This is a genomic window from Aeromonas diversa CDC 2478-85, assembly GCF_000819805.1.
GTDB classification, from domain to species: Bacteria; Pseudomonadota; Gammaproteobacteria; order Enterobacterales; family Aeromonadaceae; genus Aeromonas; species Aeromonas diversa.
The window spans coordinates 210042-224892 of sequence record NZ_CDCE01000031.1 but is presented as its reverse complement, the minus strand read 5'-3'; the positions used below and the strand labels follow the sequence as shown (position 1 = coordinate 224892).

Annotated in this window: 13 protein-coding genes; 8 read left to right on the top strand and 5 right to left on the bottom strand. The window is 58.8% G+C overall.

Going from position 1 to position 14851, the window contains the following annotated elements; all coding sequences use genetic code 11:
• Window positions 1-2843: retention module-containing protein (locus BN1121_RS13430; protein WP_156139399.1), on the bottom strand; the 2843-nt coding region annotated here is incomplete at its 3' end.
• Between the two features lie 202 nt (window positions 2844-3045).
• Entirely contained in the window at window positions 3046-4707 is a 1662-nt protein-coding gene (locus BN1121_RS13425) for a putative transporter (RefSeq protein ID WP_005351867.1), read from the bottom strand.
• A gap of 227 nt (window positions 4708-4934) precedes the next feature.
• Here BN1121_RS13425 and BN1121_RS13420 point away from each other — a divergent pair, with 227 nt between their 5' ends.
• Genes BN1121_RS13420 through BN1121_RS13410 form a run of 3 tightly spaced genes read left to right on the top strand, consistent with a single transcriptional unit; the run spans window position 4935 to window position 7352 of the window.
• Entirely contained in the window at window positions 4935-6449 is a 1515-nt protein-coding gene (locus BN1121_RS13420; RefSeq protein WP_005351865.1) for an aminotransferase class V-fold PLP-dependent enzyme, read from the top strand.
• Window positions 6450-6496: 47 nt separating this feature from the next.
• Window positions 6497-7036 carry a septation protein A gene (locus BN1121_RS13415; protein ID WP_005351863.1) on the top strand — a complete coding sequence of 180 codons (540 nt, stop codon included), beginning with the start codon at window positions 6497-6499 and terminating at the stop codon, window positions 7034-7036.
• 19 nt (window positions 7037-7055) lie between these two features.
• Entirely contained in the window at window positions 7056-7352 is a 297-nt protein-coding gene (locus BN1121_RS13410; RefSeq protein WP_005351862.1) for a YciI family protein, read from the top strand.
• Between the two features lie 33 nt (window positions 7353-7385).
• Here BN1121_RS13410 and cysQ read toward each other — a convergent pair whose 3' ends face one another.
• Entirely contained in the window at window positions 7386-8153 is a 768-nt protein-coding gene (gene cysQ, locus BN1121_RS13405) for a 3'(2'),5'-bisphosphate nucleotidase CysQ (protein WP_005351860.1), read from the bottom strand.
• A 169-nt stretch (window positions 8154-8322) separates the two neighbouring features.
• On the opposite strand from cysQ, the gene BN1121_RS13400 reads away from it, so the two are divergent.
• From BN1121_RS13400 to BN1121_RS13390, 3 genes are all read left to right on the top strand, one after another.
• On the top strand, window positions 8323-8640 hold the full coding sequence (locus tag BN1121_RS13400) for a ComEA family DNA-binding protein (RefSeq protein ID WP_005351858.1): 318 nt from the start codon (window positions 8323-8325) through the stop codon (window positions 8638-8640).
• A 74-nt stretch (window positions 8641-8714) separates the two neighbouring features.
• On the top strand, window positions 8715-9626 hold the full coding sequence (galU, locus tag BN1121_RS13395) for a UTP--glucose-1-phosphate uridylyltransferase GalU (RefSeq protein ID WP_005351855.1): 912 nt from the start codon (window positions 8715-8717) through the stop codon (window positions 9624-9626).
• Between the two features lie 212 nt (window positions 9627-9838).
• Window positions 9839-11239, top strand: coding sequence for a peptide MFS transporter (locus tag BN1121_RS13390; protein ID WP_005351853.1), 1401 nt, complete (start codon window positions 9839-9841; stop codon window positions 11237-11239).
• A gap of 42 nt (window positions 11240-11281) precedes the next feature.
• Here BN1121_RS13390 and BN1121_RS13385 read toward each other — a convergent pair whose 3' ends face one another.
• Window positions 11282-12250, bottom strand: coding sequence for a response regulator (locus BN1121_RS13385; protein ID WP_005351852.1), 969 nt, complete (start codon window positions 12248-12250; stop codon window positions 11282-11284).
• 271 nt (window positions 12251-12521) lie between these two features.
• On the opposite strand from BN1121_RS13385, the gene BN1121_RS13380 reads away from it, so the two are divergent.
• Both BN1121_RS13380 and BN1121_RS13375 read left to right on the top strand, forming a co-directional pair.
• Window positions 12522-13193: a DnaT-like ssDNA-binding domain-containing protein gene (locus tag BN1121_RS13380; protein WP_005351851.1), complete on the top strand. Its 672-nt coding sequence runs from the start codon at window positions 12522-12524 to the stop codon at window positions 13191-13193.
• Window positions 13183-14037: a DnaA ATPase domain-containing protein gene (locus tag BN1121_RS13375; RefSeq protein ID WP_005351849.1), complete on the top strand. Its 855-nt coding sequence runs from the start codon at window positions 13183-13185 to the stop codon at window positions 14035-14037. The genes BN1121_RS13380 and BN1121_RS13375 overlap by 11 nt, the downstream gene beginning before the upstream one ends.
• Window positions 14038-14283: 246 nt before the next feature.
• On the opposite strand, the gene BN1121_RS19050 is transcribed toward BN1121_RS13375, so the two are convergent.
• Window positions 14284-14604 (bottom strand): hypothetical protein, encoded by a 321-nt coding sequence (locus tag BN1121_RS19050; RefSeq protein ID WP_005351845.1) that lies wholly within the window; start codon window positions 14602-14604, stop codon window positions 14284-14286.
• Window positions 14605-14851: the final 247 nt, after the last annotated feature.

Here is a 14851-nt window from a genome sequence, read left to right as displayed (position 1 = left end):
GTGCCCTCTTCTGCCTTGGCATCGGCGTTGGTCACGCTGACACTGTCGATAGTCGGGCCTGCATCGTTATCGATAATGGTCGCCGTCCCGCTCTTCCCTCCCACCGTCAAGGTGAAGGTCTCATCCTGCTCATCGACACTGTCTTCCAGGGTCGGAACGGTCACGGTGAAATGGGTTACGCCCGCCGGTACGATCAACTGGCTACCATCGGCACTCAGGGTTACCCCATCGCTCAATGTCACATCACGGGTATAGTCCAGGCCCAGGGTCGCGCTCTTGTCGCCCAGAGACCAGTTAAACGCCGTCTCGCTGCTGCTGCCATTGGTCAGGGTTACGGTGAACACGGCGCTCTCGCCCTCGTCCACCACCTCGCCACGCACATCCAGCGCATCGCTCACCCGGTCGACATCCGGCGCATTGTCGTTATCCACTATGATGCCGGTGGCGTCTTTGCCGCCCACGGTCAGGGTCAGCGTCTCATCCGCTTCGTCGAGGCTGTCGTTCACGGTCGGCACAGTGACGGTGAAACCGCTCACCCCGGCTGGCACGATCACGCTCTGGCCGTCGCCGCTCAGGGTCACGCCGTTGCTAAACGTCACGCCGGCACGGTCGAAGTCGCCCTCACCCGCGGTGACGCCGGCCAGGTTGAAACCGTGGTGGGTCACCTGCTCGCTCGCCGCGCTCAGGGTCACCTGGAAATGCAGGTCCGTGCCCTCTTCTGCCTTGGCGTCGGCGTTGGTCACGCTGACACTGTCGATAGTCGGGCCTGCATCGTTATCGATAATGGTCGCCGTCCCGCTCTTCCCTCCCACCGTCAAGGTGAAGGTCTCATCCTGCTCATCGACACTGTCTTCCAGGGTCGGAACGGTCACGGTGAAATGGGTCACGCCCGCCGGCACGATCAACTGGCTACCATCGGCGCTCAGGGTTACCCCATCGCTCAATGTCACATCACGGGTATAGTCCAGGCCCAGGGTGGCGCTCTTGTCGCCGAGAGACCAGTTAAACGCCGTCTCGCTGCTGCTACCATTGGTCAGGGTTACGGTAAACACGGCGCTCTCGCCCTCGTCCACCACCTCGCCACGCACATCCAGCGCATCGCTCACCCGGTCAACATCTGGCGCCTCATCGTTGTCGATAACGGATGTCACCACCGAATTGGGCAGTGCCGGAGCCTTTTCGTAACCACCGCCACTGACATCCGTCACACTCACCAGAAACTGTTCAACCGGCTCGTCTATCGCATCATCCTGGCTCGCGACCTCAAACGTCGTCGCGGTAGTGCCGGCCTTGATGACGACATCTCTAGTCACTGTCTGCACATCACCGTCATCGGTGGTGATATGACCGACAACCATCTTGACGATCAGGTCGCTCTTGGGTGCATCGCTGATAGTCAGCGTATAATTTGCCCTGCTTCCCTCAAGGACACTGGCATCACCGGTTAGCGTCAGAGTCGGAGCATCTTGATCGTCAACGACGATATGCGTCACGGTGCCACTCGGTGTCAGAGCCTCGTAGTTACCCCCGCTGGTGCCGGTGATAGTCACGCTCAGCACCTCATTACCCTGCTGATAAATATCGTCTCCACGCACCGATATAGGCTCACTGCTGGCACTGCTTGCTCCGACCGGGATAGTGATGACCACCCCATTACTCAACGTGACCAGCAGAGGAGTCTCGGTGACCGGATTGCTCGCAGTTGCGGTGTAGACGATGCTGCCGCCCTCAACCACGTTTTGCCCTTGAGTGGCAGAACTCAGCGTCACTGTGGTGACATCGATAGAATCGTTAATGCGAGTCTCTGCCGGAGCCTGGCTTACCGCCAATTGCTCGAAGTTGCCACCACTTGCCGCAGTGATAGTGGCACTCACAGTGCTGCCGTTGTTGTAGACGTCGTTAGGCGGGGTTTGAAAGTCAATGCTACCGATGCGCTGACCGTCTGCGACCGTCACAATCTGGCCGTTGGAAAGCGTCAGGCTCACTTCCCCTTGAGCCGGATGGCTCAATGTCACGGTGTAAGTGATGACGCCCCCCTCGGTGACACTCGGCGTCGCCGTCAGCGTTGCGGTTGCCGTGTCGATGGTATCGGTAACCTCTGTCGTCACTGCGGGACCGGCTGTGACAGTATTGAAGTTGCCACCACTGGTACCCGTAACCGAGACAGAGAGAGTAGAGGCATCCAGATAGACATCATCCCCCGGTGCAGCAACCACAACCGAGGCGGTCGTCTGCCCAAGAGGAATCACTATGGTGGCACCGTTAGATAGGGTAACGACCAGCTCGCTCCCGTAGACCGGATGGTCGACGGTAGCCACATACGTAATGCTGCCACCTTCACTGACCGAACCATCGGCGCTCAGGGTCAATTCGGCATCGGGTTTGAAATCGTCAATGCCTGGCGTGACATTCTCGGACAGAGCAACCGTCTCTGTACGCGTCGTGTCATACCCCGCCACAGCCAGGGTCTCGTAGCCACTACGCTCAAGCACGACGAAACCGCTGTTACTGGTACCGGCCACACCGCCCCCGGCTGCGGGAGCACCACCCGCCGCGGTGGCGTCAAAGGCCTGTGTCGGGTCCTGCCCCTCCAAAATGGCCTGTTGCAAGGCATCGATGTCGCCCGAGACGCTGGCGGTGACCTGCTCGGCAGGCTCATCGCCCTGGGCTAAGGGGGCTGGATCGCGCAGCTCGAAAGCCCCATCGTCAGACACCACTACTGCCCCCTTGGGTAGTAACTCCCCTTCGAGAACCAGTCGACGCGTGCCATCTTCGTTGACAAGGTAAACCTTGCCACTCAACTGCGAGATAACCGCATCATGCTGAAGGGTAGTGGTGCTCATGACGACTCCTGACACTGAAATAATGCAAAATAGCCCCTAAGGGTACCCAATCTGGGGGGTGGACAACCAGTTCGAAATATCGAATGAAAGTTCGCCAGCGGGGAGTGGTATGCGACTTAAGCGAAAGGTTAAAAGTGTTATTTATCAGCAACATAAAAAAGAGCTCCCTGTGGAGCTCTTTCTGTTTCTGGCGTTGCGCCGCTTACCCGCCGGCCCAGAGCAACAAGGCGAGCAGCTGGGGTGAGATGATGCGTAGAAACATCACCAGAGGATAGACAGTGGCATACGAGAGGGCGCTGGCGCCGCTGGTCGGATGCATGGCATTGGCAAAGGCCAGGGCGGGGGGATCGGTCATCGAACCGGCCAACAAGCCACACAGGCTGAGGTAGTTCATCTTGCCATACCAACGCGCCAGGCAACCGACCGTCAGGAGTGGCACCAGAGTGATCAGGGCGCCATAGAACATCCAGGCCGGACCATCCCCGTGCAGCAGGGTATCGAAAAAGCCGGCCCCAGACTTGAATCCCACCACGGCCAGGAAGAGCACTATGCCAATCTCGCGCAGTGCCAGGTTGGCGCTCGGAGGCATAAACCAATAGAGACGACCGATACTGCCGATCCGGGCCAGGATTAGGGCCACGACCAGAGGACCGCCGGCCAGACCGAGCTTGAGGGCTGCCGGAAAGCCCGGCAGATAGAAAGGCACAGAGCCGAGCAAGACCCCAAGACCGATCCCGATAAAGACCGGCAGCATCTGTACCTGTTGCAGCTTCTGCTGGACGTTACCGACTATGTTGGTGACCGATTCGATGGCGTCGAGCCGCCCCACCAGATTGAGAATATCCCCAAACTGCAGGCTGGTTTGGCTGGTTGGCACCAGTTCGACCCCCGCCCGGTTGAGGCGCGAGATCACCACGTCGTAACGCTGCTTGATGTCGAGGTCGCGGATCTTCTTGCCGAGCACCTGCTCGTTGGTGACGACCACCCGCTCGACTCGCAGATCGGTGCCGCGGGTCGACAGAGAGGCATCCACCTCCTCCCCCAGCACCAGCAAGGCGTTATGCAGCGCCCGCTTCTCACCCACCAGATGGAGCAGGTCCCCCAGCTCGACCCGGGTATCTGCTCGCGGCACCGTCAGCTCCTCTCCACGCTTGAGGCGAGAGCAGACGATGTCGCTCTCGTTCATGCAGGGGATCTCGCTGATCATCAGTCCGTTGATATTGGGGTTGCGAATGGCAATGTTGATGGTGTGCAGACTCTCCTTGGTCTTGCCGCTCTGCTTCTCGAACTCGGCGGCTTCATCGTCGACCTTGATGCGAAAGAAGAGCCTCACCAGCCACATGGTAAGGAGGATGCCGCAAATCCCGAATGGATAGGCCACCGCATAGCCCATCCCCATCATGCTGGTGAGCCCAGACTCAGCCCCCAGCTCGGAGAGGATCTGTTGTCCGGCCCCCAGAGAAGGGGTATTGGTCACCGCTCCCGAGAAGATACCGAGGATCACCGGCAGAGGAACGTCAAACAGCTTGTAGAGGATGACCACCATCAGCCCGCCCAGCACCACCAGCAGGGCGGCAAAGGCATTGAGCTTGAGACCTGAGCTGCGCAGGGATGCAAAGAAACCGGGACCGACCTGGATGCCGATGGTGTAAACAAACAGGATCAGGCCAAATTCCTGAATGAAGTGCAGCGTATGAGCATCCAGCTCGAGCGCCATGGCACCAGCAAAGTGGCCCACCAGGATCCCGCCGAACAGAACACCGCCAATACCGAGTCCCACTCCGTAGACCTTCAAGTTGCCCAGCCACAATCCGACCACGGCAACCAGCGCCAACATGCTGATGGCGAGTGCGATATCGCTCATCAATCTCTCCTTAAATGAAAACTGCCACTAGCTTCGCAGCTCGTCCGCTCATGGACTGTGGCTCGGTGCACGTTTTGGCAAGCGCAACCCATAAAACTACCAATTAATGGCTATAACGTTGACGTTCTCCCTGCTGCACCACCGCAACTTGGCTGTCATCGCACGCCAATTGGGGTTATGCTCTGCGGCCGGTAGAGAGGCGCAGAGTCAAGGATCCGGAGCCGCCGATGCAACTAGAAGAGCTGTTTGTTTCCCCCCATCAGGACCTAGACGGTCATATCAGTTCACTGATCCAGGCCTTTCACGAGATGGATGACAGCCTGCTGCCCTATGACCGCAGCGACTTTACCCATCGACTCGCCGACTCTGCCATGCCAGATGGCCACATGGCCCTGGCTGACTATCTGCGGCGCCTGCAGCAACTGCTGCCGGGCATCTCCCACCTCGCCTCACCGCGCTACATGGGGCACATGACAGCCCCCCTGCCCGCTTATACGGGAGAACTCTCGCGCCTGCTGGCCATGCTCAACCAGAACCCCATGAAGATGGAGTCATCACGGCTGCTCAGTTTTCTGGAGCGTGAGAGCCTGGCCAGACTCCATCGCCTGGTGTTCGGGCAGGAGCAGTCCTTCTACGACGCCTTCATGCATGCCAAGGATGCGGCGCTCGGCGTCATGACCAGTGGCGGCACTATTGCCAACGTGACCGCCCTCTGGTTGGCCCGCAACCGGGCCTGCGGTGATAACCTGTTTGCCTTGGCCGAGCAGGGGTGGCGTGGCATCGCCATTCTGGGGTCTCGCCTGATGCACTACTCCTTCGACAAGGGGATGGATCTGTTGGGCGCGGGGGCCGCCAGCGTGCGCCGTCTGCCTGTGAATGAGCACAACCGCCTCTGCCTGTCTGCACTGGAGACCGAGCTGGCCCACTGCCAGGAGCAGAAGATCAAGGTGATCGCCCTCATCGGGGTGGCAGGTACGACCGATTTTGGCTCCATCGACCCACTGCCCGAGATGGCCGCCATCGCCAGACGCGAGGGCGTTCACTTCCATGTGGATGCCGCCTGGGGCGGCCCTACGGCCTTCTCCGCCCGCTATCGCCCCCTGCTCAGCGGCATGGAGCAGGCCGACACCGTCACGCTGGATGGCCACAAGCAGCTTCTGGTACCGCTCGGCACCGGTATGCTGCTGTGCCGCGAACCTTCCTTGATGATGGCCGTCAAACGCGAGGCGCCCTACGCCATTCGTGCCAGCTCCTTCGATCAGGGACGCTTTACCCTGGAAGGGACACGCCCTGCCAACGCCCTCTACCTGGATGCCGCCTTCCACCTCATCGGTGAACAGGGCTACGCCCGCCTCATCGAGGAGAACTATGACAGGGCCAGGCTGATGGCCAACCTGATCGAGGCTGACCCCGCCTTCGAGTTGATGGCAGCCCCGGTCATGAACCTGCTGGCCTATCGTTGCATTCCCCCGCATCTGCAGGGCAAGCCGCTGGATGCGTCAGCAAATATTCAGATCAATGCCTTCAACATCGCCCTGCAGAAACGGCAGCGTGCCGAGGGGCACAGCTTTGTCTCTCGCACCCAGCGGGCCGTTACCCGCTATGGTGAGCAGCCGCTGACCCTGCTGCGAGCCGTACAGCTCAACCCCGGGATCCGGCGCGAACATATCGAGGCGCTGCTGGACGAACAGAAACACCTTGGGCTGGTCATCGCCCAGGAACTCTTCCCGGCTCTGTCATGAGAGAGCCCTGTCGGTTAGACTGGGGCAAATCGGATGTGTGAACCCTTATGAAGCAATTTATCGAATTCATTCCCCTGATCGTCTTCTTCGCGATCTACAAGCTCTATGACATCTACTACGCCACCGCAGCCCTGGTGGTGGTGACGGGCCTGCAACTGCTCTATGGCTGGCTCAAGTATCGCAAGGTCGAGAAGATGCAGCTCTTTACCTTCGTGCTAGTCGCCTTCTTTGGCTCCCTCACCCTCATCTTTCACGACGATACCTTTATCAAGTGGAAAGTCACCGTCATCAACGCCCTGTTTGCCCTCGCCCTGCTGATCGGTCGTTACGGCTTTGGCAAGAACCTGCTCAAACAGATGCTGGGTAAGGAGCTGAGCGCCCCCGATCCCGTCTGGGATCGCCTCAACCTGGGGTGGGTCGCCTTCTTCGCCCTGTGCGGAGTGCTCAATCTCTACATCGCCTTCAATCTGCCACAGGAAATCTGGGTCAACTTCAAGGTGTTTGGTCTGCTCGGACTGACGCTGGTCTCGACCCTGCTGAGCGGTCTCTATCTCTACCGTCACCTGCCGGCCGATCAGAAGAAATAACCCCGACAAGGAGAGTGATATGTGGTATCTGATTTTTGCCGAGGATGTGCCAGGCAGCCTGCCCCTGCGCAAGCAGGCCAGACCGGCCCATCTGGCCAGACTACAGGCGTTGCAGAATGAGGGGCGCCTGCTCACCGCCGGCCCCAACCCCGCCATCGATGCCGATGACCCGGGTGAGGCTGGATTTACCGGCTCGACCGTCATCGCCGAGTTTGCCACTCTGGCAGACGCGCAGGCCTGGGCCGATGCCGACCCTTATGTGAGCGCCGGGGTCTATGGCAGCGTGACCGTCAAACCCTTCAAGCGGGTATTTTGAAAGAGAACGCCGGACTGAGTCCGGCGTTTTTTATCAGGAGGCCGAGACCACAAACCAGGGGTTGAGGATCTCCGCCTTGCCATAACGAAGCGGCTCACCCTCCAGGGTCGTCACCCGGCCTCCTGCCCCCTCGACCACGGCCTGGGCGGCCGCAGTATCCCACTCACAGGTGGGCGCCAGTCTGGGGTAGAGATGCGCCCGGCCCTCGGCCACCAGACAGAGCTTGAGGGAGCTACCCATCGAGACCAGCTCGACCGGATCTGTTAGCCGCTCCAAATAGGCATGCGTCTCGGCCGAGAGATGATGACGGCTACCCACCACCTTCCACACCTCTCCGTCTCGATGGGGATCAACCTTGATAAGGCGAATTCCCCCCGCCTCTTCTCGCGTTGCGCCAATCCCGCGACCACCATACCAACTCACGCCCAGTACGGGGGCATGCACCACTCCCCACACAGGCCGACCGTCCTCCACGAGGGCGATATTGACGGTGAACTCGCCATTGCGCGAGATAAACTCCTTGGTGCCATCGAGGGGATCGACCAACCAGAACCGGCTCCAGCCATGGCGCGCGCTCATCACCTCGGGTGAAGACTCCTCCGAGAGGACAGGCCAGTCAGGCGTCAAAGCCTGCAGGCCGGCGCAGATGACGGCATGGGCCTGACGGTCAGCTTCTGTCAGAGGCGAGCTGTCCTGTTTGTAATCCACCTCGAGAGGGCTCTCGTAGAGAGAGAGGATGGCAGCCCCTGCGTCTCGAGCCAACCTGACTACCTGCTGGCGCAATCCATCTGTCATCGGCATCTTGGTTTCTTTCCTTTATCTTTCATCATGTTGCCATCATACGACAGGTCCATCCCACGTCCTTATAGCATTTTCAACACTCTTATCCTCCTGTGGTTTATTCCAGCGTCAACCCGGCACCCGTGCACTAGAACTGGGAAGGAATCCCCCACAAGAGAAGGAGAGTACGATGAAAACACGGGCGTTGATCCTGCCCCTGCTGCTGAGCTGCCTGCCCCTGCTGGGCACACCGGCCGTGGCGGCGCAGAAAGCAGCGACGGCGCCAGAGAAAGTGGCCACCGTCACGGCGAGCGACAAGATCAACATTAACACCGCCTCCCTGGAGCAGTTGACGCAGCTTAAGGGAATTGGTGAGAAGAAGGCGCAAGCCATCATCGAGTATCGGGATAAACAGGGTAGCTTCACCTCGATCGACCAGTTGGCCGATGTCAGCGGCATCGGGCCGGCCACACTGGATGCGAATCGAGACATGATTGTCCTCAAGTAAGTCGAAGGCGGCCAGTGGCCGCCTTCATTTTGTTGGAGTAAGATGCCGCCATCATGTCTCGCCGGAATCTCTCCATGAAAAAGAGTCCCACCATAGTTCGTAAAGCCGTATTGCCCGTCGCCGGACTGGGTACCCGCATGCTCCCCGCCACCAAGGCCATCCCCAAAGAGATGCTGCCGGTGGTGGACAAGCCCCTGATCCAATATGTGGTCAACGAAGCCATCGCCGCGGGTATCAAGGAGATCATACTGGTCACCCACTCCAGTAAGAACTCCATCGAGAACCATTTCGACAAGAGCTTCGAGCTGGAAGCGACTCTGGAGAAGCGGGTCAAGCGTCAACTGCTTGCCGAAGTCCAGGCCATCTGCCCGAAAGACGTGACCATCATGCACGTGCGCCAGGGCGAGGCGAAGGGTCTGGGTCACGCCATCCTGTGTGCCCGTCCGCTGATCGGTGACAACCCCTTCGCCGTGCTGCTGCCGGATGTACTGATCGACGACGTCGCCAGCGATCCCAAACGCGATAACCTGGCCGAGATGGTGCATCTCTATGAAGAGGGGCACATCAGCCAGATCATGGTGGAAGAGGTGCCCCATACTGAGGTCGACAAATACGGCATCGCCGACATCAAGGGCGAGACCCTGAGCGCCGGCATGTCCCTGCCGATGCAAGCCATCGTCGAGAAGCCCGCCCGTGACGAAGCGCCGTCCAATCTGGCCGTAGTGGGGCGCTACGTGCTCTCTGCCAACATCTGGCCACTGCTGGAGAAGACGCTGCCCGGGGCCGGTGACGAGATCCAGCTGACCGATGCCATCGCCGCCCTGATGGAGCAGGAGCAGGTCAATGCCTACTTCATGAAGGGAAAGAGCCACGACTGTGGCAGTAAACTGGGGTATATGAAGGCCAACGTCGAATACGCCGCACGACATCGTGAGCTCAATGGCGAATTCATCGACTGGCTCAAGGCCTTCGCCAAACAACTGTAATAACGAGATTTTTCTTTTTACTAGCATAAATAGCTGGGCATCATACGATGCCCAGTTTTCATTTAAGCAACAATTTATCAATGCTTGATTGATAAAAATCTGCTAAATCAGCTTCTTGTAATTAGTTCCACCATGTTCTATAAGGGTTTAGGCTTGTTCCAAAGCCCTTGCATAAAATCACAAATAAAACATCAAATACAGGTGGAAGTTCCATGAATACCCCGACCAAAGGGACCTTTTTAGGTCACCCTAAAGGGCTCTTTCTGCTCTTTAGTACCGAGCTGTGGGAGCGATTCTCCTATTACGGCATGCGCGCCGTACTGGTGCTCTATCTCACCGCACAGACCACCAACGGTGGTCTCGGCTGGACCGAGTCCGATGCCCTCAAGCTCTACGGCATCTATACCGGCCTGGTCTACATCACTCCGCTGATCGGTGGCTGGCTCGCTGACAACTTCCTCGGTCAGCGCCGCGCCATCCTGATCGGTGCAGTCTTCATGGCCCTTGGCCAATTCACCCTGGCCCTGCCTCATGGCCTGTTCCCGGATCAAGTCGTCAACGTCTTCTACGCTGGCCTGGCCCTGCTGATCATCGGTAACGGTCTGTTCAAGCCGAACATCTCCACCATGGTGGGCGACCTGTATGAAGAGGGCGATCACCGTCGTGACGGCGCCTTCACCATCTTCTACATGGGCATCAACCTGGGCTCCCTGCTGACCGGTGTCGTCTGTGGTGCCGCAGCTACCGCCTACGGCTGGCAAGCCGCCTTCGTCGGCGCCGGGATCGGCATGCTGATCTCGCTGGTGTTGCAAGCCACCCTGGCCCAACGCTTCCTTGGTGACATCGGCCGTGTACCGGCTGCCAAACGTGCCGCCGAGCTGAACCAGAACAAGCAGCGCGCCCCCCTGACCAAACAGGAAGTGGATCGCATCAAGGTGATCCTGGTGCTGGGTCTGTTCACCATCATCTTCTGGGCCGGTTTCGAGCAGGCCGGTGGTCTCATGAACCTCTATACCCAGGAGTACACCGACCGCATGATCGGCGGCTTCGAAGTACCGACCGCCTGGTTCCAGTCCCTCAACCCCTTCTTCATCATCACCCTGGCGCCGATCATGGCCGCCATCTGGGTCAAGATGGGCAAGCGCGAGCCCAACTCTCCGGTGAAGTTCGCCATGGGTCTGCTGTTCCTGGCCGTGGGCTTCCTGTTCATGGTGGGGGCCGCACTGCAGCAAGGTGGCGACAGCGCCGTCAAGACCTCCATGTTCTGGCTGATCGGTGCCTACCTGTTCCACACCCTGGGTGAGCTCTGCCTCTCTCCGATCGGCCTCTCCATGGTGACCAAGCTGGCTCCGCTGCGCCTGGCCTCCCTCATGATGGGTGCCTGGCTTGGCTTCATCGCGATCGCCAACTACGCCGCCGGCCTTATCGGTTCCTTCATTGGCGAGTCCGGCCCGCTGGCCATCTTCGGCGGCATCGCCGTGGCGGCCACCCTCTCCGCCGTCATCCTGCTGACCATGGCCAACCGCCTGGTCTACTGGATGCATGGTGCAGAAGGGCACAGCGTTCAGGAGTCGCATGAGGAAGAGAGCAAGCTGCAGCCGCGTGCGGTTTGAACCTCGATGCTTTGAACAAGAAGGGCGCCGATGGCGCCCTTCTTATTGACGATGAATGCTGAGACTCAACACTCCCCCCATTTCGCTACCCACCTGCAGCGAGAAGGGGGCATGCCAACTACGCCGATGCAAGGGATAGTCGGCATCCCGCATCAGCCCGAGTGGCAATCCACCATGACGAGCCAGCCAGTGTGGTGAAGTTAAGCCGGCATTGGCGAAGAGCAGGTTGTCATCCTGGCCAAATAGCAGGGCCGCCACGCTGATGGGCTGATGCACGCCAGACTCAAGAAGGCTCCAGTTGAGGAAGTAAAGCAACTTACCTGGCTGCTCTAATAAAGAGCTCTCCCCCTGCTGGTATTGGCGATAAGGGGTGTTCATCAACATCCGAACCAGCGCAGAGCAGAAGGGGCCATCGGGTCCCAACAGGGGGAGTTCCATCACCAGCAACAGCAACCGCTGGCCCACCTTGAAGCTCTCGACCAAAAAGAGATGTCCCCCTCCCTGGCTGGTAACCTGCCACTCCCCCCACTCCTGCATGGCCGGGTGCTTCTGCAACGCCACCAGACGCGTCGCCAGGCGATCCTGGCGCAGTGCATCCATATGATCCAACAACTCCAGCTGCTGCATGGCACTGGGTTGTTGCTCCAGGCACTGTTCGATGCTGAAGCGAACCAGCTCCCAGTCACGGATCGGTTTGATGAGGTAATCTTTGGCACCCGAGCGCAGGACTAGCGCAACCACATCCATACGACTCTGCGCCGACACGACTATGACGGGCAACCGGGGATAGCGAGCACTCAGACAGGCCACCACCTCATGCCCATCCATGGCGGGCATGTTGAGGTCACACAACACCACATGTGGCCTGTGTAGTGCGGCAGCCGCCATCCCTTCGATGCCATCATCGGCATGAAAGACCTCGGCGCCAAGACCTTGCAGATAAGCACTCAACATATGACGAAAGACGGCTTCATCTTCGATGAGCAGTATGCGAACCCCCGAGAGCGACATCCAAAACCCCCGCCTTAATACCCCGTAGTGACCATTGGGCTAATCCTAGCCCAGAAGTACGACTTACTCCCGTATTGAGCCAGAATAATATATCAATCAATAGGTGAATTTCAGCTTGGATCCACTGGACAAGACGACGATATTGGTCACTCGGCTAGAGGAAAGCAGAGGGTTCCATCAAGAGCCCAAGCATCGGTCACCGATGACGAGCGTTTGTACCTCCGCCAGCCATCGGCGATAATGGCGCCATCTTGCAGTGAAGAGATGCTCAATGACCCCAGCCGAGTACCATGCCCTCTCCCATCCCAGGTTGTCGCATCCGGCCAGAAGCCTCTATTGCCTGCATCTGAGGCGGATCTGGATCGAACAACAGCCGAGGATCCTGAACTATCCCCAGCTGGGAAGGGCACTGGCGGTCACGGACCCTGACTCACCCAGCGGGTTCAGTTATCAGGTCAATGGTCGTCAGCTCACTCTGTTATTGGAGGAGCTGATCGGTGCCGGTCTGCTCGAGGCACAGCTCGCTGGCGAGCATTTCCACACTCAGCCTTTTACCCTGCCACTGTTGCAACAGGAGACCTCCTCTCCCCTGCCGCAGACCCCGTTTCCCATGCATCTGGAGTGGCGACCCGATGAGAGTATGCCAGCACTGGCGCGCCTGTGTGGCGTGATAGACTGCAGCTACAGTGAGGAAGACCTCGGGGAGTTCATCGCTTACTGGCTGGGACGCCCCGACGTGTTCGACAGTCAGCACCAGTGGACCCTCAAATTCATCCGGGCGCTTAAAACTCGTCGCTATGTGAAACGCCAGCACTCCCAAGAGCAGGGTTATCAGCAGGTGACAATACACACCACAGAGGCCGGCCCCAGCCGCCGAGCCCAAGAGATGATCGAAGAGGCCAAACGTCTGGCCCAGCAGAAGGAACAAGAGCATGGCTCATGATCAGGATCCCCTGAAGCAGGATCTGGCCGACATCGACGCCAGGCGCCAACAGATCAATCGCGAGAAACAAGGACGGCAACAGCACGATCCGGACTTGCAACGCCACGTGGGCTCCTTGCTGGAACGCATTCGCCGTTTGCAGCATGAGACCGGAGGGAGCCAATACGACTACGAGACCCTGCGTAAAGAGTACGAGGCCAAGGCCAACGCCGAGGTGCGTGAATTGCAAAAGCAGGCTCGTCAGGATCGCATCAAGCGCTTAATCGCCCAGGCAGATCTCAATCCGGAGTGGGTATTCGATCGCATGGATCATCAGGATCCCGCCCTGCAATATGCCATCGAAACGGCGCGCTATTTCATCAGCGGCTTCGAGCACTGGGAGAAGAGTGGTGGGGGCTGCATGCTGATCTACGGAGACTATGGCACCGGCAAGTCGACCCTGGCCGGCGCCGTCGCCCACGAGCTGATCGAGCGCCACCAAAAATCGGTCATCTTCCAGCAATGGGCCTCTATCGTCGATCGCCTCTTCTTCAACGTCATCGAGGATCAAGAGGAGCGCAACCAGTACCGCCGCGCCCTCGAGGAGGTCGATCTGCTCATCATCGACGAGGTGGCCGCCAACCGGGCCAAGCTGGCCGAAAGCCAGTCCAGCTTTCTCGGCCATCTGTTGCGCCGCCGTCGCAACCTATCCAAGAGCGTGATTCTTATCACCAACCACGCCCCCGACAGCCTGCATCGAGCGATCGGCGACTTCAGCTTCGAGGCGATCAAGGCGTTTAACCCGGTCGACATTCATCTTGCAGGCCCAAGCCGCCGTCCCAGTATCGGTCACTACACCGGTTAACCTAAAAAACGAGGCCCACTATCCAGGGGATAACGGGCCTTAAAAATAGGTGCTACGGAATTGCGATTTCGCATCGCAAGAAACATTAGAAGGGGGTCACCTTCTAAACTGGCAAGTGCGAGATTACCCGCAAGCAAACGTTTTACACAGTGGATTATTCCGGCTTTGAGAGCAAGCTCTCACTCTGCAAATATAAGGCAATCCAAAGCGCGGCGCTGCCCCCTCCCCGATTGTATGACCGCGGCATCAGGCTATGATGAGCGGTTCTCCATCGAGCTGCTCAACCAACAGACAATCGGCACCGGCCAGCTGGCAGGCCCGGCCCTTCAAAGAGACAGGATGACCCACGGGGGGAGTCACGCCCTCGGGCATCAGTAACACCACGCTGCGAGTGCCATCATCAAACAGCCAGCGCCCCTCTTTGAGGGGGGCAATCACCATCCCCTCCATCTCGAGCCTCGAGGCAGACCAATGACGGCGCTCCCCCTCGCGGCTGGCCACGAACTCACCCTGTAGTCCAAACGTGGCCAACCCCCACAAGATGGAGAGCCCGACTCTGTGTGTCATGTCGTTGTCTCCGTCTCAACCATAATGTCGATTCAGTATGGTGACGGATTTCTGAGTCCAACATGAACAAAAATGTAACAATTTGGTGACCGTCAGCACAAAACACAATATTTAACAATTAATGTCGATGAATGGGCGAACTTAGTCCGGATATTCCACATTTAACGCTACGGGGCTTCCCGTTTCGTTTGAGCCAAACAGAAGCCCTGGATCGCCCGGCGCCCCCCCCACCACGGGCACCCGACCG

What these genes read in the sequence shown, in the direction of transcription:
- BN1121_RS13425 (WP_005351867.1), bottom strand. Translation starts at nt 4,707, where the DNA reads ATGAGCGATATCGCACTCGCCATCAGCATGTTGGCGCTGGTTGCCGTG.
- BN1121_RS13420 (WP_005351865.1), top strand. Translation starts at nt 4,935, where the DNA reads ATGCAACTAGAAGAGCTGTTTGTTTCCCCCCATCAGGACCTAGACGGT.
- BN1121_RS13415 (WP_005351863.1), top strand. Translation starts at nt 6,497, where the DNA reads ATGAAGCAATTTATCGAATTCATTCCCCTGATCGTCTTCTTCGCGATC.
- BN1121_RS13410 (WP_005351862.1), top strand. Translation starts at nt 7,056, where the DNA reads ATGTGGTATCTGATTTTTGCCGAGGATGTGCCAGGCAGCCTGCCCCTG.
- cysQ (WP_005351860.1), bottom strand. Translation starts at nt 8,153, where the DNA reads ATGCCGATGACAGATGGATTGCGCCAGCAGGTAGTCAGGTTGGCTCGA.
- BN1121_RS13400 (WP_005351858.1), top strand. Translation starts at nt 8,323, where the DNA reads ATGAAAACACGGGCGTTGATCCTGCCCCTGCTGCTGAGCTGCCTGCCC.
- galU (WP_005351855.1), top strand. Translation starts at nt 8,715, where the DNA reads ATGAAAAAGAGTCCCACCATAGTTCGTAAAGCCGTATTGCCCGTCGCC.
- BN1121_RS13390 (WP_005351853.1), top strand. Translation starts at nt 9,839, where the DNA reads ATGAATACCCCGACCAAAGGGACCTTTTTAGGTCACCCTAAAGGGCTC.
- BN1121_RS13385 (WP_005351852.1), bottom strand. Translation starts at nt 12,250, where the DNA reads ATGTCGCTCTCGGGGGTTCGCATACTGCTCATCGAAGATGAAGCCGTC.
- BN1121_RS13380 (WP_005351851.1), top strand. Translation starts at nt 12,522, where the DNA reads ATGACCCCAGCCGAGTACCATGCCCTCTCCCATCCCAGGTTGTCGCAT.
- BN1121_RS13375 (WP_005351849.1), top strand. Translation starts at nt 13,183, where the DNA reads ATGGCTCATGATCAGGATCCCCTGAAGCAGGATCTGGCCGACATCGAC.
- BN1121_RS19050 (WP_005351845.1), bottom strand. Translation starts at nt 14,604, where the DNA reads ATGACACACAGAGTCGGGCTCTCCATCTTGTGGGGGTTGGCCACGTTT.